Origin of the sequence: Streptomyces sp. T12, from assembly GCF_028736035.1 — a bacterium.
Lineage (GTDB): Bacteria > Actinomycetota > Actinomycetes > Streptomycetales > Streptomycetaceae > Streptomyces.
Window position 1 is genome coordinate 3,349,837 of the sequence record NZ_CP117866.1, and the last position, 25,218, is coordinate 3,375,054.

18 protein-coding genes are annotated in these 25,218 nt (G+C 70.9%); 6 read left to right on the forward strand and 12 right to left on the reverse strand.

The annotated features are described in order from the left end of the window. Window positions 1-56: 56 nt before the first annotated feature. Together PBV52_RS14940 and PBV52_RS14945 are read right to left on the reverse strand one after the other, a co-directional pair. Window positions 57-3,269 (reverse strand): S41 family peptidase, encoded by a 3,213-nt coding sequence (locus PBV52_RS14940; RefSeq protein ID WP_274238848.1) that lies wholly within the window; start codon window positions 3,267-3,269, stop codon window positions 57-59. Between the two features lie 74 nt (window positions 3,270-3,343). Then, complete coding sequence (locus PBV52_RS14945; protein ID WP_373921869.1) at window positions 3,344-3,922, reverse strand: hypothetical protein; 579 nt, start codon at window positions 3,920-3,922, stop codon at window positions 3,344-3,346. Window positions 3,923-4,032: 110 nt separating this feature from the next. On the opposite strand from PBV52_RS14945, the gene PBV52_RS14950 reads away from it, so the two are divergent. Both PBV52_RS14950 and PBV52_RS14955 read left to right on the forward strand, forming a co-directional pair. After that, window positions 4,033-5,661 (forward strand): hypothetical protein, encoded by a 1,629-nt coding sequence (locus PBV52_RS14950; protein WP_274238849.1) that lies wholly within the window; start codon window positions 4,033-4,035, stop codon window positions 5,659-5,661. Between the two features lie 9 nt (window positions 5,662-5,670). After that, window positions 5,671-6,063 carry a hypothetical protein gene (locus PBV52_RS14955; protein WP_274238850.1) on the forward strand — a complete coding sequence of 131 codons (393 nt, stop codon included), beginning with the start codon at window positions 5,671-5,673 and terminating at the stop codon, window positions 6,061-6,063. On the opposite strand, the gene PBV52_RS14960 is transcribed toward PBV52_RS14955, so the two are convergent. The 5 genes from PBV52_RS14960 to hrcA form a co-directional block, all read right to left on the reverse strand. Continuing rightward, window positions 6,005-6,397: a VOC family protein gene (locus PBV52_RS14960; RefSeq protein ID WP_274238851.1), complete on the reverse strand. Its 393-nt coding sequence runs from the start codon at window positions 6,395-6,397 to the stop codon at window positions 6,005-6,007. The two genes, PBV52_RS14955 and PBV52_RS14960, sit on opposite strands and share 59 nt — an antisense overlap. Before the next feature lie 19 nt (window positions 6,398-6,416). Then, the gene (locus tag PBV52_RS14965) at window positions 6,417-7,157 is read right to left on the reverse strand and encodes a 16S rRNA (uracil(1498)-N(3))-methyltransferase (protein ID WP_274238852.1); all 741 of its coding nucleotides are present in this window, start codon (window positions 7,155-7,157) and stop codon (window positions 6,417-6,419) included. Further along, window positions 7,154-8,239 carry a nitronate monooxygenase gene (locus tag PBV52_RS14970; protein ID WP_274238853.1) on the reverse strand — a complete coding sequence of 362 codons (1,086 nt, stop codon included), beginning with the start codon at window positions 8,237-8,239 and terminating at the stop codon, window positions 7,154-7,156. The genes PBV52_RS14965 and PBV52_RS14970 overlap by 4 nt, the downstream gene beginning before the upstream one ends. A 122-nt stretch (window positions 8,240-8,361) precedes the next feature. Continuing rightward, window positions 8,362-9,501, reverse strand: a complete 1,140-nt coding sequence (gene dnaJ / locus PBV52_RS14975; protein ID WP_274238854.1) for a molecular chaperone DnaJ — start codon at window positions 9,499-9,501, stop codon at window positions 8,362-8,364. Continuing rightward, window positions 9,502-10,518: a heat-inducible transcriptional repressor HrcA gene (gene hrcA / locus PBV52_RS14980; protein ID WP_274238855.1), complete on the reverse strand. Its 1,017-nt coding sequence runs from the start codon at window positions 10,516-10,518 to the stop codon at window positions 9,502-9,504. It abuts the gene before it with no gap. Between the two features lie 162 nt (window positions 10,519-10,680). Between hrcA and PBV52_RS14985 the strand changes: the two genes are divergently transcribed. Next, window positions 10,681-11,415 (forward strand): MBL fold metallo-hydrolase, encoded by a 735-nt coding sequence (locus tag PBV52_RS14985; RefSeq protein WP_274238856.1) that lies wholly within the window; start codon window positions 10,681-10,683, stop codon window positions 11,413-11,415. Between the two features lie 43 nt (window positions 11,416-11,458). After that, window positions 11,459-12,274 (forward strand): DUF3097 domain-containing protein, encoded by an 816-nt coding sequence (locus PBV52_RS14990; RefSeq protein ID WP_274238857.1) that lies wholly within the window; start codon window positions 11,459-11,461, stop codon window positions 12,272-12,274. Here PBV52_RS14990 and PBV52_RS14995 read toward each other — a convergent pair. From PBV52_RS14995 to PBV52_RS15005, 3 genes are all read right to left on the reverse strand, one after another. Continuing rightward, complete coding sequence (locus PBV52_RS14995) at window positions 12,252-12,830, reverse strand: Uma2 family endonuclease (RefSeq protein ID WP_274238858.1); 579 nt, start codon at window positions 12,828-12,830, stop codon at window positions 12,252-12,254. The two genes, PBV52_RS14990 and PBV52_RS14995, sit on opposite strands and share 23 nt — an antisense overlap. Window positions 12,831-12,929: 99 nt before the next feature. Next, window positions 12,930-14,162 carry a radical SAM family heme chaperone HemW gene (gene hemW, locus PBV52_RS15000; RefSeq protein ID WP_274238859.1) on the reverse strand — a complete coding sequence of 411 codons (1,233 nt, stop codon included), beginning with the start codon at window positions 14,160-14,162 and terminating at the stop codon, window positions 12,930-12,932. Between the two features lie 53 nt (window positions 14,163-14,215). Further along, window positions 14,216-16,156 carry a SpoIIE family protein phosphatase gene (locus PBV52_RS15005; RefSeq protein WP_274238860.1) on the reverse strand — a complete coding sequence of 647 codons (1,941 nt, stop codon included), beginning with the start codon at window positions 16,154-16,156 and terminating at the stop codon, window positions 14,216-14,218. A gap of 102 nt (window positions 16,157-16,258) precedes the next feature. Here PBV52_RS15005 and PBV52_RS15010 point away from each other — a divergent pair, with 102 nt between their 5' ends. Further along, window positions 16,259-20,392: a HAMP domain-containing protein gene (locus PBV52_RS15010; protein WP_274238861.1), complete on the forward strand. Its 4,134-nt coding sequence runs from the start codon at window positions 16,259-16,261 to the stop codon at window positions 20,390-20,392. A 12-nt stretch (window positions 20,393-20,404) separates the two neighbouring features. Continuing rightward, a complete protein-coding gene (locus PBV52_RS15015) occupies window positions 20,405-20,965 on the forward strand; it encodes a two-component system response regulator (protein WP_274238862.1) in 561 nt (186 codons plus the stop codon). A gap of 99 nt (window positions 20,966-21,064) precedes the next feature. On the opposite strand, the gene PBV52_RS15020 is transcribed toward PBV52_RS15015, so the two are convergent. Both PBV52_RS15020 and lepA read right to left on the reverse strand, forming a co-directional pair. Further along, window positions 21,065-22,939: a long-chain fatty acid--CoA ligase gene (locus tag PBV52_RS15020; protein WP_274238863.1), complete on the reverse strand. Its 1,875-nt coding sequence runs from the start codon at window positions 22,937-22,939 to the stop codon at window positions 21,065-21,067. Between the two features lie 273 nt (window positions 22,940-23,212). Beyond that, a complete protein-coding gene (gene lepA / locus PBV52_RS15025) occupies window positions 23,213-25,081 on the reverse strand; it encodes a translation elongation factor 4 (RefSeq protein ID WP_274238864.1) in 1,869 nt (622 codons plus the stop codon). Window positions 25,082-25,218 lie beyond the last annotated feature (137 nt).

Here is a 25,218-nt window from a genome sequence, read left to right on the forward strand (position 1 = left end):
ATCGTGGCTGGTCGCGCCCACGCGGCGGAGCCGCATATCGACACAGCCCCGCGCCCCTAAGAGGTTGGCAAAGTCGGCGGTGTCTTCGCCGGACTGGTCTCCAGACCCTCCAGTGCGATCCGGATCGCCTCGTCCAGCTGAGCGTCCCGGCCCGCCACCCAGTCCTGCGGGCGCTGCACCACCTCCACGTCCGGGTCGACGCCGTGGTTCTCCAGGTCCCAGCCGTAGCCCTCCAGCCAGATGGCGTACTTCGGCTGGGTGATGAGTGTGCCGTCGACCAGCTGGTACCGGCTGTCGATCCCGATCACGCCGCCCCACGTCCGGGTCCCCACCACCGGCCCCAGGCCCAACGCCTTGATCACCGCGTTGACGATGTCCCCGTCGGAGCCGGAGAACTCGTTCGCCACCGCCACCACAGGACCCCGCGGGGCGTCCTGCGGATAGCTGTACGGGCGCATCCCGCGCGGCACCTCCCAGCCGACGATCCGGCGCGCCAGCTTCTCCACGACCAGTTGCGAGGTGTGCCCGCCGCCGTTCTCCCGGATGTCCACGACGAGGCCCTCCCGGGCCACCTCGACCCGCAGGTCGCGGTGGATCTGGGCCCAGCCCGGCGCCTGCATGTCCGGCACGTGGAGGTAGCCGAGCCGGCCGCCGGACTTCTCGTGGACGTAGGCCCGCCGGTCGGCCACCCACGCGTGGTACCGCAGGGGCTGCTCGTCGGCGATCGGGACCACGACCGCATGCCGTGCGTCCCCGCCCCCGGCCGGCGAGATCGTCAGCTCCACCGCCTTGCCCGCCGTACCGACGAGCAACGGCCCGGGCCCCGTCACCGGTTCCACCGGCACCCCGGCCACCGCCACGATCGCGTCCCCGGCCCGCACCGCGACCCCCGGCGCGGCCAGCGGTGCCCGCGCCTCGGGGTCGGAGGTCTCGGACGGCAGGATGCGGTCGATACGCCAACTGCCGTCCGGATGGCGGGAGATGTCGGCGCCGAGCAGACCCTGCCGGGCCCCGCCGCCGTACCCGCCGTGCGGCGCGACGTACGCGTGCGAGGTGCCGAGCTCGCCCTGCACCTCCCACAACAGGTCCATCAGGTCGTCATGGGTGGCCACCCGGTCGACGAGCGGGCGGTAGCGGTCCAGCACCCCGGACCAGTCCACCCCGTTCATGTCCGGCCGCCAGAAGTGGTCCCGCATGATGCGGCCGGTCTCCTCGAACATCTGCCGCCACTCCGCCGACGGGTCGACCCTCTGCCGTACGCGCGTCAGGTCCACGGTGATGTTCGAGTCGCTGTCGTCGTCGCCGGAGGCCCGCCGGTCGCTGGGGACGACCTTGAGCCGGCCGTCGGTCCACAACAGCAGCCGCTTGCCGTCGCCGCTGACCTCGAAGTGGTCGGCGTCGTCGGCGAGATGCTCCAGGCGCCGCTGGAGCAGGTCGTAGCGCTCCATCTCGGTCTTGGGCTCGGGGTCGTCGGGCGTGGCCCGGGAGGCGCCGAGGGCGCCGCGCACGGGATGCCGTAGCCACAGCACGCCGTCCTTCGCGGCCCGCAGGTTGGTGTAGCGGGCGGCCTCGACCGGGAACGGCACGATCCGGTCGGCGAGCCCTTCGAGGTCGATCCGCGTGGCCGGGGTGCCCTCGCTGTCGGGGGTCTCGTCCTTGTCGGGCGCGTCGAAGGGTCGGCCGTGCCGCTGCGGGCCGAAGGGGGACGGGGTCGTCGCCGCCAGGGTGATCAGGTGGGGGCGGGAGCCGACCACGAAGGCGAGGTCGAAGACGTGCTCGTCGTAGACCGGGTCGAAGGACCGCGTCGACAGGAACACCAGGTGCTTGCCGTCCTGCGTGAACGCCGGCGCGTAGTCCTGGAAGCGCAGCGGGGTCGCCTCGGAGACCGACAGGTCGGTGGTGTTGGCGAGCTTGAGCTGGCTCAGCGGGCGCGGGCCGGGGTGCGACCAGGCGAGCCAGGCCGAGTCGGGCGAGAAGACCAGCCCGGACACGTCCCCGTCCTCACTGCGGTCGACCTCGCGGACCTCGCCGGACTCCCGCTCGACGAGCAGCAGCCGCCCGTCGTGCGCGGCGACCGCCGCCCGGCTCCCGTCGGGCGCCATGGCGAGCTCCAGGACGCGGCCCAGCTGCCCGGCGCCGAGCCTGCGCGGCGTGGCACCCGGAGCGAGCCCGGTCGCGGGCGCGAACTCCAGCGCGTCGTCGCCCTCCGCGTCCGTCACCCACACCACCCACTCCTCGCCCTCCGCCCGGAAGGTGCGCGGCAGCCGGGCCCGTACGCCGGGCTCGGCGGCGAGCGCACGGGCGGGACCGGAGCGATGGGTGACCCAGTGCACGGCACCCCGGACGCAGACCGCGCTGCCGCGCGCGGTGTGGTCGGGCGCCGCCGCCCCGAACGAGCGGGCGGCGTTCAGCGGGTACGGCTGCCGGTCGGTGCGCTGCCCGCCGAGCCGGATGTCGAGCGGGCGCGGCTCGGCCCCGTCGAGGTCGTCCAGGAGCCACAGTTGCCCGGCGCAGGCGTAGCCGACACGGGTGCCGTCGCTCGCGGCGTGCCGGGCGTAGAAACCGTCGACAGGGGTGTGACGGCGTAGATCGGACCCATCGGCCAGGGACGAGTACACGGCCCCGACGTCCTCGTGATCGGAGAGGAAGGCGATCCGCTCGCCCACCCACATGGGGTACTCGATGTTCCCGTCCAGCTCCTCATGAAGCCGTACGAAGTCCCCGTCGCCCGCACGGTCGATCCACAACTTGCCCGCCGTACCGCCCCGGTAGCGCTTCCACCGTGCCGCCTCCAGCCCCATGGGCGCCGAGGCGAGCACCAGGTGGGGGCCCTGGACGACATCGGCGACGGGGCCGTACGGCAGCGTGGTGGCCGGTCCGCCGTCCAGCGGGACCGTGTGGGCCCAGGTGCGGCGGCTGCCCGCCTGGCCCTGGGTGCTGATCGCGAGAACCTCGCCGTCCGGGGTCCAGCCGCGCACCCGGGTCTGCCAACTGCCCCAGTGGGTGAGGCGCTTGGCGGGGCCGCCGTCGACCGGCGCGATGTGCACCTCGGGGGCGCCGTCGCGGGTGGAGGTCCAGGCGACGGTCGTGCCGTCGGGCGAGATGCGCGGCAGGCTGACCGGCACGTTGTCGGCGCTGACCCGCCAGGCCCGGCCGCCGTCGAGAGGAGCGAGCCAAACGTCGTCCTCGGCAGTGAAGGCGACCAGGTCGCCGTGCAGATGCGGATACCGGAGATACGAAGACGATCCGGGCGTCGCGGACTGAGTCACCCGATCACCTTAAGCAGGGGCGGCGTCCGGGGACAGACCTTTGGATCACTTGCCCAACTCCCGGCTGGATGCGGTCACTTGCCCTCCGGCCAGCAGTTCGGGCGCTCCTGGCAGTAGACGGTCTTGGTGACGGTCACCGTGACCGTGGGCCCGGGCTGCTGTCCGCCGTTGCCGGGCGGGTTGACGGGCGAGGGCGTGGCATCGCAGTTGCCCAGCCCGTTCACGTGGAACCACTCCTTGCCGTCGATCTTGGCGACGAGGTCGCCGCGCACACAGGCGCCGCTGACGGCCCGGGTGATCCTGCCGGTGACGGTGATGTCCTTGCCGTCCTTGGTCTCGCCCTCGCAGTCGACCTTGACCACGGTGTTCTCGCTCGCCGTCGGTGCGGCGGACTTGCCATTGCCGTTGCCATTGCCGTCGTCGTACGAGCCCGTGCAGTTGAGCCACTGCACGTCGGCCTTCTGCCGCTCCAGCTCCGCGGTCACGGTCTGGTCGGTCGTGAACGCCACGGTCGCGCTGCTCAGCCCGCCCGGATCACAGGCGACCACCCCGCCGACGGCGACCACGGCGAGACCCGCCACGCCTGCCACCCGCGCCACATGCGTGCGCTCCGTGCGACCGGCACGACCCCAAACCCTCCTGAACGCCCCCATGGAGGGCAGCCTGCCACTGTCCCCGCCGACGCGGTAGGGCACATACGGCCACTCCCTGCTCGCGCACGGCACAATCGGGTGTCGCCCAACCCATCCCGCCCGGAGCACCGTTGACCTCCTCACGGATCCCCGCCCGCGCCCTGCCCGCGCCGCGCACCCCGGACGACGCCGACCAGAGCGGCGCGGACACGGTGACGGACCCGGCCGGACCGCCCGCGCCGCCGCGTCGGCGCCGCGTGCGGATGCTCGTCGACGTGGTCGACCATCCGGATGAAGTGGCCTATGTGACGGCCCTGTTCGAGGAGCGCGGCTGGGCCGTACGGCCGGCGGAGGGCGACGAGGCGGCACCCGGCGCGGCGCACCGCGCCACGCTCGTCGTCGAGGTCCGCCTGCACGGAGCCCGCCTCGGCGCCCTGCGTACGGCCACCCTCGATGTGGAACGGCTCGCCAGACAGGCCGAGTTGGGCGCCTGGGTGCGGGACGCGGCGCTGGTCGAGTACGAGCGGCCGGCCCGCACGACGTATTACGTGCACCGCGCGCTGCCGACGCTGGGGCGGGTGTGGATCTGGCTGGGCGGGGCGGACGAGCAGCGTGCCGTGACCGTGTCGGCGGGGCCGCGCTCCCGGGAGGAGGCGGCGGCGGAACTGGCGGCGCGCCCGCTGGGTGGCCGCCCCTTCGACGCCCAGGCGCACGGACTGCGGGTGCCGGGCCACTCGGACGCGGACCCGCCGCGCGACGAGACCCCGCACGAGCGCCGGGTCCGGCTGGTCTGGCTGGCGGCGGGGGTGGCCGGCGTCGTCCTCGCCGTCCTGTGCGGCATGTACGTCGTCTGGGCCGAGGGCGCCTGGAAGCTGCTGCCCGCGCTGCTCAGCCCGGCGGGGGCGCTGCCGCTGGGCCGCACGCTCAAGGAGACGCGGGCCAGCGGCCGCGGGGTCCAGTGGGCCGCCGGAGCCGCGGGCACCACGGCGCTGGCCGCGTTCGGGGCCCTGGTGGGCCAGGGCACCCAGCCCCGGGTGCTGTGGGCGGGCGCGCTGGTGCTCGCCGTCGGCGTGTTCACGGGCGCGGGCGTGGTCCTCGCGCTGCGCCGCACCGTCTTCACCCGGCACGCCGCCTGGCTGGTGCCGCTGTCCGTGCCGGTGCTGTGGTCGATGGTGGGCTGGCTGGGCCGGCAGATGCACGACGCCTACCTGGACCGGTTCGACATCCGCGCGGAGACGGTGCCCTCACCGCGGCTCGGCACCTATCTGGTGGCCGCCGAGCCGATGGGCCTAGCACTGGGCAGCGCGCTGTTCTTCGTGGCGGTCGTGGGCTGGCTGCGCCACTTCCACCTGGGCCGCGACGCCAGCAACCGCTTCTTCGCCATCGCGCTGGCGACGCTGGTCATCGTCGTCTACGCCCTGAGCGCGGTCGCGCTGGGCACCGGACAGGCGGCGAGCGCGGCAGGCCGGGCCGCCGAGAACGCCGCCCGGCGGGGCGTCCAGCCGTCCGACTACTTCGGTGTCTACGGCCACTTCATGTGCGTGCGCCCGGTGGACGCCTCCCACCCCCTGGCGGTGGAGAACGGCCCGGTCCCCACCGGCCACCCGGTGGTCTCCTTCGGCACCTCCGGCGACTGGATCTGGCTCTGGGACCCGGCCCGCAACAACGGCAAGGTCCAGGAGTCCTTCGCCGTCCGCCGCGAGGACGTCCAGCTCATCCCCGCGGAAAACCCCGAGACCAAGCTCTGCCCGGCGCCGTAGCGTGGCCGAATGAGTAACGACCGCCGGCTGCGCAGGCTCGTCGTGGACGAGCGGACGACGTATCTCTGGAGCGTGCGGCACAAGCACGGGGACGGTGACGTGCGCCGCGACGTCCTCAACCTGACCCTGGACGGTGTGCGCACGCGGATCGTCTTCCGGGAGGGCGAGGGCCGGGGCATCTCCGACGGCTACTCGTACGTCGGATGCGTGGCGACCGGCCCCGGGAAGCTGCTCAACCTGCGCGAACCCGGTGTCGTACGCGGCCTGGTCGACGAGGCGACAGCCCGCGGACTCCTGCCGGGGAGCGCCGAGTTGGACGGCTGGGAGCTGTTCGACGCCGTCCTCAGCCGCGCAGCAACAGCCACTCCTGCAGTTCCACCAGGTTCCCCTCCGGGTCCTTGAGGTGGGCGACCCGCATCCGGTCGGTCATGGGGGCGGGGCCGTGCAGGAGGGTCGCGCCGCGGGAGGCGATCTGCTCGCAGTAGGCGTCCAGGTCGTCGACGCGCAGCACGACCAACGACCGGTACCCGCTCGCCTCGTCGCCCAGCTCGCCCAGGATCCCGGCCATCATGGCCCGGTCCTGGAGGGCGATCCCGGCCGAGCCGGTGGCGGGAGTGAACTTCTCGTACGGCCCCTGCGCCGCCCCCGACTGCGGCTTGAGGCCGAGTACTTCGGCGTAGAAGCGGCAGCAGGCGGCGAAGTCGGTGACGAGCAGCCGCACCTGTGCGAGTTCCATGGCGCTTCCCCCCGGGGGGTCAGGACCAGCGGCCGGTGCGGGCAAGGAGCACGGCGCTCGCGGCGGTCCCGGCGGTCGATGTACGCAGCACGGTACGCCCGAGGACGTACGCCTTCGCCCCCGCCTCCTCGAACAGCGCCAACTCCTCGGGGGACACGCCGCCTTCGGGCCCGACGACGAGCACGATCTCGCCCTCGGCGGGGAGTTCGACCGTAGCCAGGGGTTCGTCACCGCTCTCGTGCAGTACGGCGGCGAAGTCGGCCTCGGCGAGAAGTGCCGCGACCTGCTTGGTCGTGGCCGCGTCCGCGACCTGGGGGAAGCGCACCCGGCGCGACTGCTTGCCGGCCTCGCGGGCGGTGGCCCGCCACTTGGCGAGGGCCTTCGCGCCCCGCTCGCCCTTCCACTGCGTGATGCACCGGGCGGCCGCCCAGGGCACGATCGCGTCGACGCCGGTCTCGGTCATGGTCTCGACGGCCAGCTCACCGCGGTCGCCCTTGGGAAGGGCCTGGACGACGGTGATACGAGGCTGCTCCACGGGCTCCTCGGCCACCGCACCCAGCTGCAGAACCAGCCGGTCCTTGCCCTCGGTGTCGACCACCTCGCACTCGGCCCAGCGGCCCTCGCCGTCCGTGAGGACGACGGACTCCCCCGCCCGCAGCCGCTTGACGGAGACGGCATGCCGCCCCTCGGGCCCGTCGAGGACGTAGCGCTGCCCACCGCCGGCCGGGAGGTGCTCGACCACGAACACGGGAGCGGTCATGCGCCCGCACCGCCCTTGGGCAGAGCCGACAACGCTGTCGCCGCGGCGTCCAGCTCGGCGGCCAGCACCTCCACCAGCTGCCCGGCGGGCAGTTCACGCGCCATCCGGTGCCCCTGCCCGGCCCACAGCGCCATGCCCTGCGCGTCGCCGGACGCGGCGGCCTTCTTGCGCAGGGGCGAGGTGAGGTGGTGGACCTCGGGATAGGCGGCGGGGGCGTACGGCCCGTGCTCGCGCAGGAAGCGGTTGACGAGGCCGCGGGCGGGCCGCCCGGAGAAGGCGCGCGTCAACTCGGTCCGTACGAACAGGGGGTTGGTCAGCGCCTGCTTGTGCAGGGCGTTGGCGCCGGACTCCGGGGTGGCCAGGAAGGCGGTCCCGAGCTGGGCGGCACTGGCGCCGGCGGCGAGTACGGCGGCGATCTGGCTGCCGCGCATGATGCCGCCGGCCGCGACGATGGGCAGGCTCACGGCCTCACGGACCTGTGCGACGAGCGAGAGCAGCCCGATGCCGGTGCCGTCGGTCTCGGGGTTGTCGCGATGGGTGCCCTGGTGGCCGCCCGCCTCGACCCCCTGCACGATCACGGCATCGGCACCGGCCCGCTGCACTGCGAGAGCCTCGTCCGGGGTGGTGGCGGTGACGAGAGTGAAGGTTCCGGCACGCCGCAGCGCCTCCAGCACCTCACTGCTGGGCGCACCGAAGTGGAAGGAGGCGACGGGCACGGGGTTGTCGAGCAGCACGGCGAGCTTGGCGTCGTACCCGTCGTCCCGCCCGCTGTCCGGGTCCCCCAGCTCGATCTCGTACCAGGCGGCCTCGCCGGCGAGCTGATGGGCGTAGACCTCCACGGCCGCGGCGTCGGCATACTCCGGCTGCGGCATGAACAGATTGACCCCGAAGGGCCGCCCGGTCAGCCCCCGCAGCTGCTTGATCTCCTGGTACATCCCGTCGGCGGTTTTGTACCCGGCGGCGAGAAATCCCAGCCCACCGGCCTCGGACACGGCAGCGGCGAGCTGCGGCACGGAGACGCCGCCTGCCATGGGGGCCTGCACGATCGGAAGCGGGAAAAGATCGGTCAGTGCGGAGGACATGACGGCATGTTGTCACGTCCTCCGAACAAGTCCGAATCGACCCTTCCCCTTGGCATAGGCCAACACATTCCCAAGGGGGTCAGCGCTCTTTGAACGCGTCTTTCGACCGCGAGACCCGCAGCTCACGTCCGGCCGTTGAACGCATCCTTCAACCGCGAGAACAACCCCTGCTGCCCCGGCTGGAACTGCCCCTGCGGGCGCTCCTCGCCCCGTAGCTTGGCCAGCTCGCGCAGCAGGCGTTCCTGCTCGGGGTCCAGCTTGGTCGGTGTCGTGACCTCGACGTGCACGATGAGGTCGCCGCGGCCGCCGCCACGCAGGTGTGTGACACCCCGGCCGTGCAGCGGGATCGACTGGCCGGACTGGGTGCCGGGCCGGATGTCGACCTCCTCGAGGCCGTCCAGCGTCTCCAGCGGCACCTTCGTGCCGAGGGCCGCCGCGGTCATCGGGATCGTCACCGTGCAGTGCAGGTCGTCGCCGCGCCGCTGGAAGGTCGGGTGCGGGAGTTCGTGGATCTCGACGTAGAGATCACCGGCGGGACCGCCGCCCGGCCCGACCTCGCCCTCACCGGCGAGCTGGATCCGCGTGCCGTTGTCGACACCGGCCGGGATCTTGACGGTCAGGGTCCGGCGGGACCGTACGCGCCCGTCGCCCGCGCACTCCGGGCACGGCGTCGGGACGACGGTGCCGAAGCCCTGGCACTGCGGGCAGGGACGGGACGTCATGACCTGGCCCAGGAAGGACCGCGTCACCTGCGACACCTCACCGCGGCCGCGGCACATGTCACACGTCTGGGCGGAGGTGCCGGGGGCAGCCCCCTCACCGTTACAGGTGTTGCAGACGACGGCCGTGTCGACCTGGATGTCCTTCGTCGTACCGAAGGCCGCCTCGTCGAGTTCGATCTCGAGGCGGATCATCGCGTCCTGGCCCCGGCGCGTGCGCGAGCGCGGCCCGCGCTGCGACGCCGTACCGAAGAACGCGTCCATGATGTCTGAGAAGTTCCCGAAGCCGCCCGCGCCGAAGCCGCCGGCCCCCGCGCCGCCCGCCTGGGACAGCGGGTCGCCGCCGAGGTCGTAGACCTGCTTCTTCTGCGGGTCCGACAGCACCTCGTAAGCGGCGTTGATCTCCTTGAACCGCTCCTGGGTCTTCGGATCCGGATTGACGTCCGGGTGCAGCTCGCGCGCGAGCCGCCGGAAGGCCTTCTTGATCTCTTCCTGCGACGCGTCGCGACGCACGCCGAGAACGGCGTAGTAGTCCGTGGCCACTTACGACTCCGCCAGGATCTGTCCGACGTACCGTGCCACTGCGCGTACCGCTCCCATCGTTCCCGGGTAATCCATGCGGGTCGGTCCGACCACGCCGAGCTTGGCGACTGCCTCGCCGCCCGAACCGTAGCCGACCGACACGACAGACGTGGAGTTGAGTCCCTCATAGGCGTTCTCGTGCCCGATGCGCACGGTCATGCCCGAATCCCCCGCCTCGCCAAGGAGTTTGAGGAGGACGACGTGCTCCTCCAGGGCCTCCAGGACGGGCCGGATGGTGAGGGGGAAGTCATGCCCGAAGCGGGTGAGATTGGCGGTGCCGCCGATCATCAGCCGCTCTTCGTTCTCCTCGACGAGCGTCTCCAGGAGGGTGGAGAGCACCGCCGAGACAGTGCCGCGGTCCTCCATGTCGAAGGCCTCGGGAAGGTCCTCGACGAGCGTCGGCACATCGGTGAAGCGCCGGCCCGCGACCCGGCTGTTGAGCCGCGCGCGTAGATCCGCGAGCGAACTCTCGCCGAAGGGCGCCGGGCAGTCGATCATCCGCTGCTCGACCCGCCCGGTGTCCGTGATCAGCACGAGCATCACGCGCGCGGGCGCGAGCGAGAGCAGCTCGACGTGCCGGACGGTGGACCGGGTCAGCGACGGGTACTGCACGACGGCGACCTGCCGGGTGAGCTGCGCGAGCAGCCGTACGGTGCGCGCCACGACGTCGTCGAGGTCTACGGCACCCTCGAGGAAGTTCTGGATCGCGCGCCGCTCCGGCGGGCTCATCGGCTTGACGCCGGCGAGCTTGTCGACGAACAGCCGGTAGCCCTTGTCGGTCGGGATCCGCCCGGCGCTGGTGTGCGGCTGGGCGATGAAGCCCTCGTCCTCCAGGGCCGCCATGTCGTTGCGCACGGTCGCCGGGGAGACGCCGAGGTTGTGCCGCTCGGTGAGCGCCTTGGAGCCCACCGGCTCCTCGGTCCCGACATAGTCCTGGACGATGGCGCGCAACACCTGAAGCCTGCGTTCACTCAGCATCTCGCGCACACCTCCAGTTTCGTCCCCTTGGCGCCTTGCCTGGCACTCTGTCCGCCCGAGTGCCAGCCGTCCCCGGCCCAGTGTACGGCGGTGGGGTACGCCCCGGGCAAGGCCGGTCAGCACCACCGTGCCCGACGGTGGTGTGTTGGTTAGCGTCGCCCTATGACGGTGACTTGGGAAGAGCTGGGGTGGGAGCGGCTGGCGGCCGGGGTGGGACGGTGCCGGCTTCCGGGCTGGGACTGCACGGCGGGGCTGGTCGTCGGGGAGGGCGGCGCGCTGATCGTCGACGCCGGGTCGAGCCTCGCGGAAGGCGTGCGCCTGCGTACGCAGGCACAGTGGCTCGCGGGTCACCGTGTGACTCATCTCGCTCTGACGCATCCCCACTTCGATCATGTCTTCGGAGCGGCGGCGTTCGCGGGCGCGCAGGTGTACGGGGCGGTGGGCATGGACACGGTGTTCGCGCACGAGCGGGCGGAACTGCGCGCGGACGCCGTACGCAACGGCCTGGACCAGGACGCGGCGGACGAGGCGATCGACGCCCTGGTCCGCCCGCACCACCAGGTGAGCGGCGAGTGGACCCTCGACCTGGACGGCGGCCGCCAGGTCCTCCTGGCGAACGTGGGCCCGGCCCACACGGCCCACGACCTGGTCGTGCTCGTGCCGGGCGCTCCCGGCTCTCCCGAGGTGGTCTTCTGCGGCGACCTGGTGGAGGAGTCCGGCGAACCCCAGGCCGGCCCCGACGCCGTACCGTCGCACTGGCCGGCGGCCCTGGACCGGCTGCTGGACCTGGGCGGCGAGGACGCGCTGTACGTGCCCGGTCACGGAGCGGTGGTGGACGCGGAGTTCGTGCGCCGCCAGCGCGACGCCTTGGCCGCCCGTTTCGGCGTGTCGCGGTGATTTCGCGGGACGCGCGTGCCGCGCTTCTCCTATCGTCATCCGAATGCGCCAGTACTCCCCGGACCTGACCCCGCCCTGGAAGAAGCCCAAGCCCGTCCCCGAGGTACCGGCGGACCCGGGTCTGGTGGTGGAGGAGCCGGGCACGGGCTTCTGCGGCGCGGTGATCCGCTGCGAGGCGGGCACGGTGACGCTGGAGGACCGCTTCGGCAAGCACAGGGTGTTCCCGCTGGAACCGCGGGGGTTCCTGCTGGAGGGCAAGGTGGTGACCCTCGTCCGGCCGTCGTCCTCCGCTCCGGTACGTCCCACCCGTACGGCATCCGGTTCGGTCGCCGTTCCGCAGGCACGCGCGCGCGTGGCCCGCGCCGGCCGTATCTATGTCGAGGGCCGGCACGACGCCGAGCTGGTCGAGAAGGTGTGGGGCGACGACCTGCGCATCGAGGGCGTGGTGGTGGAGTACCTGGAGGGCGTCGACGACCTGCCGTCGATCGTCGCGGACTTCGCGCCCGGGCCGGACGCGCGGCTGGGTGTACTGGTGGACCACTTGGTGCCGGGCAGCAAGGAGTGGCGCATCGCGGAGGCGGTGACCAGCGAGCACGCGCTCGTGGTGGGCCACCCGTACATCGACATCTGGGAGGCGGTGAAGCCGTCGTCCCTGGGGATCGCGGAGTGGCCGCGGGTGCCGCGCGGGCAGGACTGGAAGACGGGGGTGTGCCGGGCGCTGGGGTGGCCGTCGGAGAACACCGGGGCGGTGTGGCAGGCGATTCTGGGGCGGGTGGGGTCTTACAAGGACCTGGAGCCGGAGTTGTTGGGGAGGGTGGAGGAGCTGATCGACTTCGTTACGGGTGGCGGTGGGGCTTGACGTTGGGGTAGGTACCGAACTCGCTGGTGTCCAGTTCGAGCTCTAGATCCTCCAGCGGCAGCGGCGCCCCGAACTTGGTGATCTGCTGCCTCTGGTAGTCGGCGTTCTCCCCCTTCCCGACGGGCCTCGTGAGCAGGACGCACTGCGCCATGATCGGGTCCACGATGAGGTAGGCGGCCACCTGGCCGGCGGCGTAGATCGACCGCTTGATTTCGTAGTCCCGCTGGACGCTGGTCTTGGAAACCACTTCGACCACCATCGTGACCAACTGGGACGGCAACAGACGGCCTGAGTCCGGGGCGACACCGCGTTCCACCACCACCAAGTCCGGAATGGGCTCGCTGGTCTCATCGATGATGTCCACGTCCGTCACCTGGAGCCGTTCCCAGCGCTTACGCGGGATCTGGTCCACCACGTCCGCCACAATCCGGTTGTGCACCAGATCGGGAGTCGCCATCATCACGATTTCCCCCCGGAGAAGCTCGGCCTTGATGCCCTCGGGAGGCTCGAACTCCTCGAAGAACTTGGCAATCCCACGCTCGTCCACAGCGGTCATCTCCGTGGCCTCCACATCCGCCGCGTCCTGTCGGCGGCAGCCTACGAACCAGGTTAGGGACCGAACCGGCGTTCCGGGGGGATTCACTCCCCCGAGTGATCAATCCACCAGATCCCGCACCACCGCATCCGCCAACAACCGCCCCCGCAGCGTCAGCGCGGCCCGCCCCTCTTCGTACGACCCCTCCTGAAGCAGCCCCTCCCCCAGCGCCCGCCGAGAAGCCGCAAGCCCCTCCTCCCGCAGCAAATCCAACGGCACCCCCTCCCGAAGCCGCAGCTCCAGCAGGATCCGCTCGACCCTCCTGTCCTCCTCCGACAGCAGCTCCCGCCCCGCCCCCGGCGACTTCCCCGCCGCCAGCGCCGCCGCATACGCGCCCGGATGCTTGACGTTCCACCAGCGCACCCCGCCCACGTGGGAGTGCGCTCCCGGACCCGCGCCCCACCAGTCGGCGCCCCGCCAGTACAGCTCGTTGTGCAGGCAGCGGCCCGCTTCCGAGGTCGCCCAGTTGGAGACCTCGTACCAGTCGAAACCGGCCGCCGTGAACGTCTCCTCGGCGATCAGGTACCGGTCCGCGTGGACGTCGTCGTCCGTCATCGGGACCTCGCCCCGGCGGATACGACGGGCCAGCTGGGTGCCTTCCTCGACGATCAGGGCGTACGCGGACACATGGTCCGGCCCGGCGCCGATCGCCGCCTCCAGCGACGCCCGCCAGTCGTCGTCCGACTCGCCCGGGGTGCCGTAGATCAGGTCCAGGTTGACGTGCTCGAAGCCCGCCGCGCGGGCCTCCCCGACACACGCCTCCGGGCGCCCCGGCGTGTGCGTGCGGTCGAGGACCTTCAGCACGTGCTGCTTCGCGCTCTGCATGCCGAACGAGACACGGTTGAAGCCGCCCTCGCGGAGCACGGCCAGATACGCCGGGTCCACCGAGTCCGGGTTCGCCTCCGTGGTGATCTCCGCGTCCGGCGCCAGCCCGAACTCGTCGCGGATCGCCCCCAGCATCCGTACGAGGTCGTCGGCGGCCAGCAGCGTGGGCGTACCGCCGCCGACGAAGACCGTGCGGACCTCGCGCGGGTCGTCGCCGAGGACCTTGCGGGCCAGGCGGATCTCGTCGATGAGCGTCTCGGCGTAGTTGTCGCGGGACGCCAGCACGCCGCCCGTGCCGCGCAGCTCGGTCGCCGTGTAGGTGTTGAAGTCGCAGTAGCCGCAGCGGGTCGCGCAGTACGGGACGTGCAGGTAGAAGCCGAGGGGGCGGTCGGCGGACCCGGCGAGCGCGGACGCGGGGAGCGTGCCGTCGTCGGGGACGGGCTCGCCGTCGGGGAGTGCGGAGGGCATGGGTTCCATTGTCCAGCACGCGCGCGCGTACGCCCCGGCCCCCGGGAAACCGCCTACTCGGCCTGAAGCACCAGCAGCGCCAGATCGTCCTCCGGCGGACGGCCGCTGAACTCGTGCACCAGCCTCCGGATGCGTTCCGCGATCAGCTGGGCGTTCAGGCCCGCGCACCCGGCGAGCGCGGTCGCGAGGCCGTCGCCGTCGTCGAACTGGCGGGAGCCGCTGCGCCGCTCCGTCACCCCGTCGGTCACGCACAGCAGGGTGTCGCCGGAGCGCAGCTCGAAGGTCTCGCTGGTGTAGGTCGCGTCCTCGACGACGCCGAGGAGGGTCTGCGGGTGCGCGGCGGTGTGGACCTCGCCGCCCGCGCCCAACAGCAAGGGCAGCGGGTGTCCGGCGGAGGCGAGGGTGCAGCGGATGCCGCCGTCGAAGGGGGTCAGTTCGCCGTACAGCAGAGACAGGAAGCGGGTCTGCGGGCCGTCGCCGGGTGGGACCGGGCCGACGAGGGCGCGGGCGGCGGCGTCGGCGGCCTCCGTGGCGTCGTCGAGGAGGAGCTGGTTGAGGCGGTCGAGGACGTCGGCGACGCGGTAGCCCTCGCGGGCGAGGAGCCGCAGCCAGGGCCGCGCGATGCCGATCACCACGGCCGCCTCGGGGCCCTTGCCCTGCACGTCGCCGATGGCGAAGCACCAGCGGCCGTCGCCGGCCGGGAAGAGGTCGTAGAAGTCGCCGCTCGGGCCGCCCTTGTCGTACGGCTCGTACACCAGGGCGCTGACCACCCCGGGGATCTCCGCGACGGCGCCGGGCAGCAGCCCGCGCTGCAGGACCCGGCTGATGGTGGCCTGCCGGGCGTACTGGCGGGCCGCGCCGATGGCGAGGGCCACCCGGCGGCTGAGGTCCTCGACGAGCCCGGTGACCTCGTCGGGGAAGCGCATGAGGTCGGCCCGCCCGATGACCAGCGTGCCCAGCGGGCGGCCGCCGGCGATCAGCCGGTACGCGAGCGCCGTGCCGCGCACCCCGCGCACGCCGAGCGCCTCACCGGGCCAGGGATAGGGGACGGGGCCGGTGCGGTGGCCGTCGGAGGATTGCGGGGGCTCCTTCTCCAGGGCGCGCCGGAGTTCCTCGATGAGGTTCTCGGAGCCGTGCCAGACACGGGCGAGCCGGGGCCCGGCGCCCGCGACGACGTCCGCCGTCCAGCCTCCCCCGCCCTCGGTGTCACCGGATCGGGGGTATCCCCAGCGCCCGGCCATCTCGTCCTCCAGCCACACCGCGCACCAGTCCGCCAGCCGCGGCACGATCAGCTGGCCGGCGAGGGCGGCGACCAGGTTCTCGTCGAGCTGCCCGGCGAGCAGGTCGGAGGCCTCGGCGAGGAAGGACAGGGCGCCCCGGTTGAGCCAGTCCCGGTCCCGCTCGGCGCGCTGGGGCTCCGGGGCGAGGATCTCGGCGACGCGCAGCCCGCGCTCCAGCGCGCGCTCCTCGGCGTACGCCTCGACGTCGTCCCTGGCCGCGATGGGGTCCTCGGCGGGCAGCCGCGCCCACACGATCTTGGCGCCGGTGCGATAGGTGACGCCCCAGGACTCGGCGAGCCGGGACACCAGCCGCAGGCCGCGCCCGTACTCCGGTGTCTCGTACGGCGCCTCGATCTCCGCGTCGCGCGGGGCGCGCGAGGGGTGGTGGTCCAGGACCTCGACGACGAGGGCGCCGGTGTCCTCCTCCAGCCGGCAGGTGAGCTCGACATCGGTACCGGCGTGCACGACCGCGTTGGTGACCAGCTCGCTGACGGCCACGACGGCGTCGTCGACGAGACGGTCGGTGAGGTGTTCGGTGCCGGGGAGACCGGAGGCGGCCCATTCGGTCAGGGCGCTGCGCACGAGGGTGCGGGCGGAGCCCGGGGAGAGCGGGCTGCCGGGGAGGGTGGTGTGGGTTTCGGAGCCCCCTCGCCCGTGCGCGGGCACATCAGAGGCACGGGTAACGGTCTCCCGTTGCGCCGGAATGGCCCCCATGGACAGCTCCCCGAACGGTTCGGACGAATACGCCTCAGTCGACGCCGACAGAGTGACAGACTGGCCACGCCCATAAGCACCGAGTTACCGAAGTGGGCCGCCATGAGTGAGAACCGTGCTACGCGTGTGCTCGAAGACGGACAGAAAGACGGTCAAATTCGAGCATCGGAACTGCGCCCGCTGCTCGCCGCGATGACCGCGGCCCGCGACGGCGACTTCCGCAGGCTGCCGGAGGCCGGTGAGGGAGTGGTGGCCGAGCTGACGGCGGTCTTCAACCAGATCATGGACCGCAGCACCCACTTCAACCGTGAAGTGCAGCGAGTCAAGCGGGAGTTGGTGCGGCACGGCCGGCTCGACGAGCGGCTCTCGGCGAGCCCGGGGCCGGGCGACTGGACGACCCGGGTCAACGACGTCAACCACGTGCTCGACGCCCTGGTGGCCCCGGCGGCGAATGCGACGCGCGTGCTCGACGCGGTGGCCGGCGGCGACCTCACCCAGCGCGTCGATCTGCACGACGGCAGCCGCCAGTTGCGCGGTGACCTGCGCCGCCTTGGCCGGGCCGTGAACAAGATGGTCGACCAGCTCTCCCTGTTCACCGGCGAGGTCACCCGCGTCGCCCGCGAGGTCGGCACCGAGGGCAGGCTGGGCGGGCGGGCCAAGGTGCAGGGCTTGTCGGGAAGTTGGCGGGACGTGACCGAGGCGGTCAACACGATGGCGTCCCGGCTGACGGCGCAGGTGCGCGACATCGCCCTGGTGACCACGGCGGTGGCCCGCGGCGACCTGACCCGCACGGTCACCGTCGAGGCGACCGGCGAGCTGCTCGAACTGAAGCTGACCGTCAACACGATGGTGGACCAGCTCTCCGCCTTCGCCGACGAGGTGACCCGTGTCGCCCGCGAGGTGGGCACGGAAGGGCAGCTGGGCGGGCGGGCTCAGGTGCGGGGCGTCAGCGGCGTATGGAAGGACCTCACCGACAACGTCAACTTCATGGCGTCGAACCTGACCTCCCAGGTCCGCAACATCGCCCAGGTGACGACCGCCGTGGCCAACGGCGACCTGAGCCAGAAGATCACCGTCGACGCCCAGGGCGAGATCCTCGAACTCAAGTCGACCATCAACACGATGGTCGACCAGCTCTCCGCCTTCGCCGACGAGGTCACCCGCGTCGCCCGCGAGGTCGGCACCGAAGGCAACCTCGGCGGCCGGGCCCAGGTCCGGGGAGTTTCCGGCGTCTGGAAGGACCTCACCGACAACGTCAACTTCATGGCGGACAACCTGACCTCCCAGGTCCGCAACATCGCCCTCGTCTCCACCGCCGTGGCCCAGGGCGACCTCGGCAAGAAGATCACGGTCGAGGCGAAGGGCGAGATCCTGGAGCTGAAGTCGACCATCAACACGATGGTCGACCAGCTCTCCGCCTTCGCCGACGAGGTCACCCGCGTCGCCCGCGAGGTCGGCACCGAAGGCAACCTCGGCGGTCAGGCCCAGGTCCGGGGAGTTTCCGGCGTCTGGAAAGACCTCACCGACAACGTCAACTTCATGGCGCTGAACCTCACTTCGCAGGTACGGAACATCGCCCAGGTGACGACGGCCGTCGCCAACGGCGACCTCTCCAAGAAGATCACCGTCGACGCGCGCGGTGAGATCCTGGAGCTGAAGGACACCGTCAACACGATGGTGGAGCAGCTGCGGGCCTTCGCCGACGAGGTGACGAGGGTCGCCCGCGAGGTCGGCACCGACGGCCGGCTCGGCGGCCGGGCCCAGGTGCTGGGCGTCTCCGGCGTGTGGCGGGACCTGACGGACAACGTCAACTACATGGCCGACAACCTCACTTCCCAGGTGCGCAACATCGCCCAGGTCACCACCGCAGTCGCCAACGGCGACCTCTCCAAGAAGATCGACGTGGACGCGCGCGGCGAGATCCTGGAGCTGAAGACCGCCATCAACACGATGGTCGACACGCTCTCCTCCTTCTCCTCCGAGGTCACCCGCGTGGCCCGCGAGGTGGGCTCCGAGGGCCAACTGGGCGGCCAGGCACGGGTGGAGGGCGTCTACGGCACCTGGAAGCGCCTGACGACGAACGTGAACGAGCTCGCGCTGAACCTGACCACCCAGGTCCGCGCGATCGCCGAGGTCGCCTCCGCCGTGGCCCAGGGTGACATGTCCCGCTCGATCACCGTGGAGACCCAGGGCGAGGTCACCGAGCTGAAGGACAACATCAACCTGATGGTGGCCAACCTGCGCGAGACGACCCGCGCGAAGGACTGGCTGGAGTCCAACCTGGCCCGCCTCGCCGCCCTGATGCAGGGCCACCGCGACCTGATGGAGGTCGCCGACCTGCTGCTGCGCGAGCTGACGCCGCTGGTGAACGCCCAGTACGGGGCGTTCTTCCTGGCCGATCCGGACGAGGAGAGCACCTCTCTGCGCCCCACCGTCCCCACGAAAGGGCTGGCGTTCATCGCCGGGTACGGCTCGGCCCAGGGCACGACCATCGAGACCGGCGGCCTCCCGGTGCACGGCCTGGTCCGACAGGCGGCCCGCGAGAAGAAGCGGATCCTCGTCGAGGAGGCCCCGCCGGACTACATCAAGATCAACAGCGGGCTCGGCGAGGCGGCCCCGACCAGCGTCGTCATCATCCCGATCCTCTTCGAGGACAAGCTCCTCGGCGTGATCGAGCTGGCGTCCTTCTCCCGCTTCTCCGACGTGCACCTGGCGTTCTTCGACCAGTTCGTGAACACCATCGCCGTCGCGATCAACACCATCATCGCCAACTCCCGTACGGAGTCCCTGCTCGGCGAGTCCCAGCGCCTGGCCATGCAGCTCCAGGAACGCTCGGACGAACTCCAGATGCAGCAGGCGGAGCTGCAGCGCTCGAACGCCGAACTGGAGGAGAAGGCAGCACTTCTCGCGACGTCCTCGCAGTACAAGTCGGAGTTCCTGGCGAACATGTCGCACGAGCTGCGCACGCCTTTGAACTCGCTGCTGATCCTGGCGAGGCTGCTGTCGGACAACCCGGACGGCCATCTCTCCGACCAGGAGGTGCAGTTCGCGACGACGATCCACCGCTCCGGCTCGGACCTCCTCCAGCTGATCAACGACATCCTGGACCTGTCGAAGATCGAGGCCGGCCGGATGGACGTACGCCCGAAGAAGCTGCCGCTCATCAAGCTGCTGGACTACGTCCACGCCACGTTCCGCCCGCTCACCCTGGACCGGGGGCTCGCCTTCGAGGTGTCGGTCGGCGAGGACGTGCCGCGCGATATGTACTCGGACGAACAGCGCCTCCAGCAGATCCTGCGCAACCTCCTGTCCAACGCGATCAAGTTCACCGCGACGGGCCGGGTCGAGCTACGGGTGAACCGGCTGAAGGACCCCGAGCACCACTACGTCCGCGAGGGCGACGAGGTGATCGCGTTCGCGGTGTCCGACACCGGTATCGGCATCGCGCAGGAGAAGCTCCCGGTGATCTTCGAGGCGTTCCAGCAGGCCGACGGCACGACCAACCGCAAGTACGGCGGAACGGGCCTCGGCCTGTCCATCAGCCGGGAGATCGCGGGCCTGCTGGGCGGCCGTATCGTCGCCGAGAGCGAGCCCGGCAAGGGCTCCACGTTCACGCTGTACGTCCCGGTCGTCAGCCCCGGCCACGCGGCGACCGGCCCGGTGCCCGAGGACCGTCCGCTGCCGGTGCCGGAGCAGCTGTCGACCGAGCGCTTCTCGAGCACCCACGACGCGGACGACTCCTGGCCGACGCCGACCAAGCTGGAGACGTGGCAGACGGGCCGGGCAGGCCGGGTGCTCCCCGGCCGACGGGTGTTGATAGTGGACGACGACATCCGCAACGTCTTCGCGCTCACCCATGTCCTGGGCCGGGTCGGCATGCCGGTCCTGTACGCCGAGAACGGCCGCGAGGGCATTGAGACGCTGGAACGGAACCCGGACGTCGAACTCGTCCTGATGGACATCATGATGCCGGAGATGGACGGCTACGAGACGATCTCCGCCATCCGCCGCACCCCGCGCTGGACGGACCTGCCCATCGTCGCGCTGACGGCGAAGGCCATGCCCGGAGACCGGGAGAAATCCATCGCGCGGGGCGCCAACGACTACGTACCGAAGCCGGTGGACGTGGATCAGCTCCTGACCGTCGTCTGCGACCTCCTGGACCCCGAGGGCGCGGACGGTACGGCGAAGGACGCCCCCACCGAGGAACCGGCGGTACCGCCGACGACTGAATGAGGCCAATTCACCATGACCGCTGAGGCAACGACCGACGAGCGTGCCGGCATCCTCCTCGTCGACGACATGGAGGACAACCTGATCGCGCTGGAGGCCGTCCTGGGGTCCCTCAACGAGCCGCTCGTGCGCGCCCGTTCGGGCGAGGAGGCGATGAAGGCGCTGCTACGGCAACGCTTCGCCCTCGTCCTCCTCGACGTCCGCATGCCCGGCATGGACGGCTTCGAGACCGCCACGAACATCAAACGGCTCGACCAGACCAAGGACGTCCCGATCATCTTCCTGACCGGCGCGGAGGACGAACCGGGCTACGCCTTCCGCGGCTACGCGACGGGCGCCGCGGACTACCTGACCAAGCCGTTCGATCCGTGGGTGCTGCGCGCGAAGGTCAGCGTCTTCCTCGACCTGCACCGCAAGAACAGGCAGCTGGAGCGCCTGCTGAGTCGCGAGCACGTACACAGCCGAGAGCTGAGCGCTCAGTTGGCAGCTTTGGAGGACCAACTCTCCGGTGACACTCCCGCGAACCTGACGGACCTGCGCGCCAGGGTCCACGAGATACGCCGACTTGTCGGTTAGGGATGCGCGTCCCGACCCAAAGGGGCGCGGGGAACTGCGCGAGCAACCACGTACCACCCGCAGCCGCCGGCAGTCCTCCGCCACCCCTCCGTTACGGCGCTACGCCTCGCGCGTACCCGCGTACATCTCCTCGATCAGCCCCTTGTACTCCCGCTCCACCACCGGCCGCTTCAGCTTCAGGCTCGGCGTGATCTCCCCGTGCTCCACATCGAGGTCCCGCGGCAGAAGCCGGAACTTCTTGATGGTCTGCCACTTCTGAAGCCCCTCGTTGAGCTTCCTGACGTACCCGTCGACCATCTCGACGGTGGCCGGGGCGGCGACGACCTCCGCGTACGGCTTCCCGGAGAGCCCGTTCTCCTCGGCCCACGCCAGGATCGAGGGCTCGTCCAGCGCGATCAGCGCCGTGCAGAAGTTCCGGTCGGCCCCGTGCACCAGGATGTTGGAGACGTACGGGCACACCGCCTTGAACTGTCCCTCGACCTCGGCGGGCGCGATGTACTTGCCGCCCGACGTCTTGATGAGGTCCTTCTTGCGGTCGGTGATGCGCAGGTACCCGTCCGGGGACAGCTCGCCGATGTCGCCGGTGTGGAACCAGCCGTCGCTCTCCAGCACCTCGGCGGTCTTGTCCGGCAGCCCGTGGTAGCCCTCCATGATGCCGGGACCCCGCAGCAGGATCTCCCCGTCATCGGCGATGCGGACCTCCGTGCCGGGCAGCGGCTTGCCGACCGTGCCGGTGCGGTAGGCCTCGCCCGGGTTCACGAAGGACGCGGCCGAGGACTCCGTGAGCCCGTAGCCCTCGAGGATGTGGATGCCGGCGCCGGCGAAGAAGTAACCGATCTCCGGGGAGAGGGCGGCGCTGCCCGACACACAGGCGCGCAGGTTGCCGCCGAAGGCCTCGCGGATCTTGGCGTACACGAGCGCGTCGGCGACCTTGTGCTTGGCCGCGAGCCCGAACGGCGCGGAGTGCGTGCCGGTGCGCCGGAAGTTGTCCTGGGTGACCTTGGCGTACTCGCGGGAGACCTCGGCGGCCCACTGGAAGATCTTGTACTTGGCGCCACCGCCCGCGCGGGCCTTGGCGGCGACCCCGTTGTAGACCTTCTCGAAGATGCGCGGGACGGCGGCCATGTACGTCGGCTGCACGACCGGCAGATTCTCGATGATCTTGTCGACACGGCCGTCGACGGCGGTGACGTGGCCGACCTCGATCTGCCCTGAGGTGAGCACCTTGCCGAAGACGTGGGCGAGCGGCAGCCACAGGTACTGCACGTCCTCCTGGCTGACGAGCCCGGTCGCGGCGATGGCCTTCGCCATGTAGGACCAGTTGTCGTGCGGCAGCCGTACGCCCTTGGGGCGGCCGGTGGTGCCGGAGGTGTAGATGAGGGTGGCGAGCTGGTCCTTGGTGATCGCGCCGACCCGCTCCTTGACCAGGTCGGCGTCCTTCTCCAGCCGGGCCGCGCCGCGCTTCTCCAGCTCGTCGAGGGTGAGGATCCAGTCGGCGGTCTCGACGCCGGCCGAGTCGATGACGACGACGTGGGTCAGGTTCGGCAGCTCGGCGCGCTTCTCCCGCGCCTTGGCCAGCTGCGCCGCGTCCTCGGCGATGAGGACCCGGCTCTCGGAGTCGGAGAGGATGAACGCCGACTCGTCGGCGTTGGTCTGCGGATACACGGTGGTGGTGGCCGCGCCGGCGCACATGATGCCCAGGTCGGCGAGGATCCACTCGATCCGGGTCGAGGAGGCGAGGGCCACCCGCTGCTCGGGCTGGACGCCCAGCTCGATGAGGCCGGCCGCGATCGCGTAGACCCGCTCGGCGGCCTGCGCCCAGCTCAGCGACTTCCACTCGTCCGGGCCCTGCCCGGAGGCCGCCGGCACGGGATGGCGATATGCCTCTGCGTCCGGTGTGGCCGCCACGCGCTCCAGGAAGAGGGTCGCCACGCTCGGCGGACGGTTCTCGATCAGTGTCTGTGTGTCGCTCACGACATCCTCCGGGGGCCCGCGACTGTGCGGCTGGCTCAATAGCCGGCTTTTCGGCCGGCTCATAACGGCGGTTTTCACTCGCGAGCCGTTGTTTAACTCGCGAGTAACTATCGAGCAGGGATCAGAGTAAAGGCCGACCGGCCACCGCGTAAGGGGCAGCGGCCTGTCACTTCCTCCAGAGGGCTACCCGCCGTACACGCAGGGGCCCGCCGCACTTGCGTACGACGGGCCCCTGTTGCACCGGTTTGCCAGGCCACCCGGCGTTACCAGCGGTTACTTCTTGCCCTTGCCCGACCCCGCGCTGTCATCGCTGCTCAGTACGGCGATGAAGGCCTCCTGCGGAACCTCCACGGAACCCACCATCTTCATCCGCTTCTTGCCTTCCTTCTGCTTCTCCAGCAGCTTGCGCTTACGGGAGATGTCGCCGCCGTAGCACTTGGCGAGGACGTCCTTGCGGATGGCGCGGATGGTCTCGCGGGCGATGACCCGGGAGCCGATGGCGGCCTGGATGGGCACCTCGAAGGCCTGCCGCGGGATGAGCTCGCGCAGCTTGGCGACGAGCCGCACACCGTACGCGTACGCCGCGTCCTTGTGGGTGATCGCGGAGAAGGCGTCCACCTTGTCGCCGTGCAGCAGGATGTCGACCTTGACCAGGCTGGAGGTCTGCTCGCCGGTGGGCTCGTAGTCGAGCGAGGCGTACCCGCGGGTCTTGGACTTCAGCTGGTCGAAGAAGTCGAAGACGATCTCGGCGAGCGGCAGGGTGTAGCGGATCTCGACCCGGTCCTCGGACAGGTAGTCCATGCCGAGGAGGGTGCCGCGCCGGGTCTGGCACAGCTCCATGATCGAGCCGATGAACTCGGTCGGCGCGAGGATCGTGGCGCGTACGACGGGCTCGTACACCTCGTTGATCTTGCCCTCGGGGAACTCGCTCGGGTTGGTGACCGTGTGCTCGCTGCCGTCCTCCATCACGACCCGGTAGACCACGTTGGGTGCGGTGGCGATGAGATCGAGCCCGAACTCGCGCTCCAGCCGCTCGCGGATCACGTCGAGGTGCAGCAGGCCGAGGAAGCCGACACGGAAGCCGAAGCCGAGCGCGGCGGAGGTCTCCGGCTCGTAGACCAGCGCGGCGTCGTTGAGCTGGAGCTTGTCGAGGGCCTCGCGCAGCTCGGGGTAGTCGGAGCCGTCCAGCGGATACAGACCGGAGAAGACCATCGGCTTCGGGTCCTTGTACCCGCCGAGGGCCTCCGTCGCCCCCTTCTGCTGGCTGGTGACGGTGTCACCGACCTTGGACTGGCGGACGTCCTTCACACCGGTGATGAGGTAGCCCACCTCACCGACGCCGAGGCCGTCGGCGCCGAGCATCTCGGGCGAGTTCGTCCCGATCTCCAGCAGCTCGTGCGTGGCGCCCGTCGACATCATCTTGATGCGCTCGCGCTTGTTGAGCTGACCGTCGATGACACGGACGTACGTCACGACACCGCGGTAGGAGTCGTAGACCGAGTCGAAGATCATCGCGCGGGCGGGGGCGTCCTTGACGCCGACCGGCGCGGGGACCTCCTTGACCACCCGGTCGAGCAGGGCGTCGACACCGACACCGGTCTTGGCGGAGACCCGCAGCACGTCGTCGGGGTCGCACCCGACCAGGTTGGCGAGCTCCTCGGCGAACTTCTCGGGCTGCGCGGCCGGCAGGTCGATCTTGTTCAGCACCGGGATGATCGTGAGGTCGTTCTCCATCGCCAGGTAGAGGTTGGCGAGGGTCTGGGCCTCGATGCCCTGGGCGGCGTCGACGAGGAGGACGGTGCCCTCGCAGGCGGCGAGCGACCTCGAGACCTCGTAGGTGAAGTCGACGTGCCCCGGGGTGTCGATCATGTTGAGGATGTGCGTGTTGCCGGGCTCGTGGGTCGGAGCCCAGGGCAGGCGCACCGCCTGGGACTTGATCGTGATGCCGCGCTCGCGCTCGATGTCCATCCGGTCGAGGTACTGAGCACGCATCTGCCGCTGCTCGACCACGCCGGTCAGCTGAAGCATCCGGTCGGCGAGGGTGGACTTGCCGTGGTCGATGTGCGCGATGATGCAGAAATTGCGGATCAGAGCCGGGTCGGTACGGCTCGGCTCGGGCACATTGTTAGGGGTCGCGGGCACGCAGGGTCCTGTCTCTTGAGGCGCCTTATGCCTCGGGTCGGATCGATACGTAGCTTCCATGGTCCCACGGGCGGCGACCGGGGACCGTTTTGGGCCGTCCGCTGGGCCACTGGTAGTCTGGGTGGCTGTGTCTCATG

Coding starts and splice junctions, on each gene's coding strand:
- PBV52_RS14990 (WP_274238857.1), top strand. CDS start 11,459: ATGCGCCAGTACTCCCCGGACCTGACCCCGCCCTGGAAGAAGCCCAAG.
- PBV52_RS15010 (WP_274238861.1), top strand. CDS start 16,259: ATGAGTGAGAACCGTGCTACGCGTGTGCTCGAAGACGGACAGAAAGAC.
- PBV52_RS14945 (WP_373921869.1), bottom strand. CDS start 3,922: ATGGGGGCGTTCAGGAGGGTTTGGGGTCGTGCCGGTCGCACGGAGCGC.
- PBV52_RS14960 (WP_274238851.1), bottom strand. CDS start 6,397: ATGGAACTCGCACAGGTGCGGCTGCTCGTCACCGACTTCGCCGCCTGC.
- PBV52_RS14955 (WP_274238850.1), top strand. CDS start 5,671: ATGAGTAACGACCGCCGGCTGCGCAGGCTCGTCGTGGACGAGCGGACG.
- PBV52_RS14970 (WP_274238853.1), bottom strand. CDS start 8,239: ATGTCCTCCGCACTGACCGATCTTTTCCCGCTTCCGATCGTGCAGGCC.
- PBV52_RS15005 (WP_274238860.1), bottom strand. CDS start 16,156: ATGGGGGCCATTCCGGCGCAACGGGAGACCGTTACCCGTGCCTCTGAT.
- hrcA (WP_274238855.1), bottom strand. CDS start 10,518: ATGCTGAGTGAACGCAGGCTTCAGGTGTTGCGCGCCATCGTCCAGGAC.
- PBV52_RS14985 (WP_274238856.1), top strand. CDS start 10,681: ATGACGGTGACTTGGGAAGAGCTGGGGTGGGAGCGGCTGGCGGCCGGG.
- hemW (WP_274238859.1), bottom strand. CDS start 14,162: ATGCCCTCCGCACTCCCCGACGGCGAGCCCGTCCCCGACGACGGCACG.
- PBV52_RS14995 (WP_274238858.1), bottom strand. CDS start 12,830: ATGACCGCTGTGGACGAGCGTGGGATTGCCAAGTTCTTCGAGGAGTTC.
- PBV52_RS14965 (WP_274238852.1), bottom strand. CDS start 7,157: ATGACCGCTCCCGTGTTCGTGGTCGAGCACCTCCCGGCCGGCGGTGGG.
- PBV52_RS15015 (WP_274238862.1), top strand. CDS start 20,405: ATGACCGCTGAGGCAACGACCGACGAGCGTGCCGGCATCCTCCTCGTC.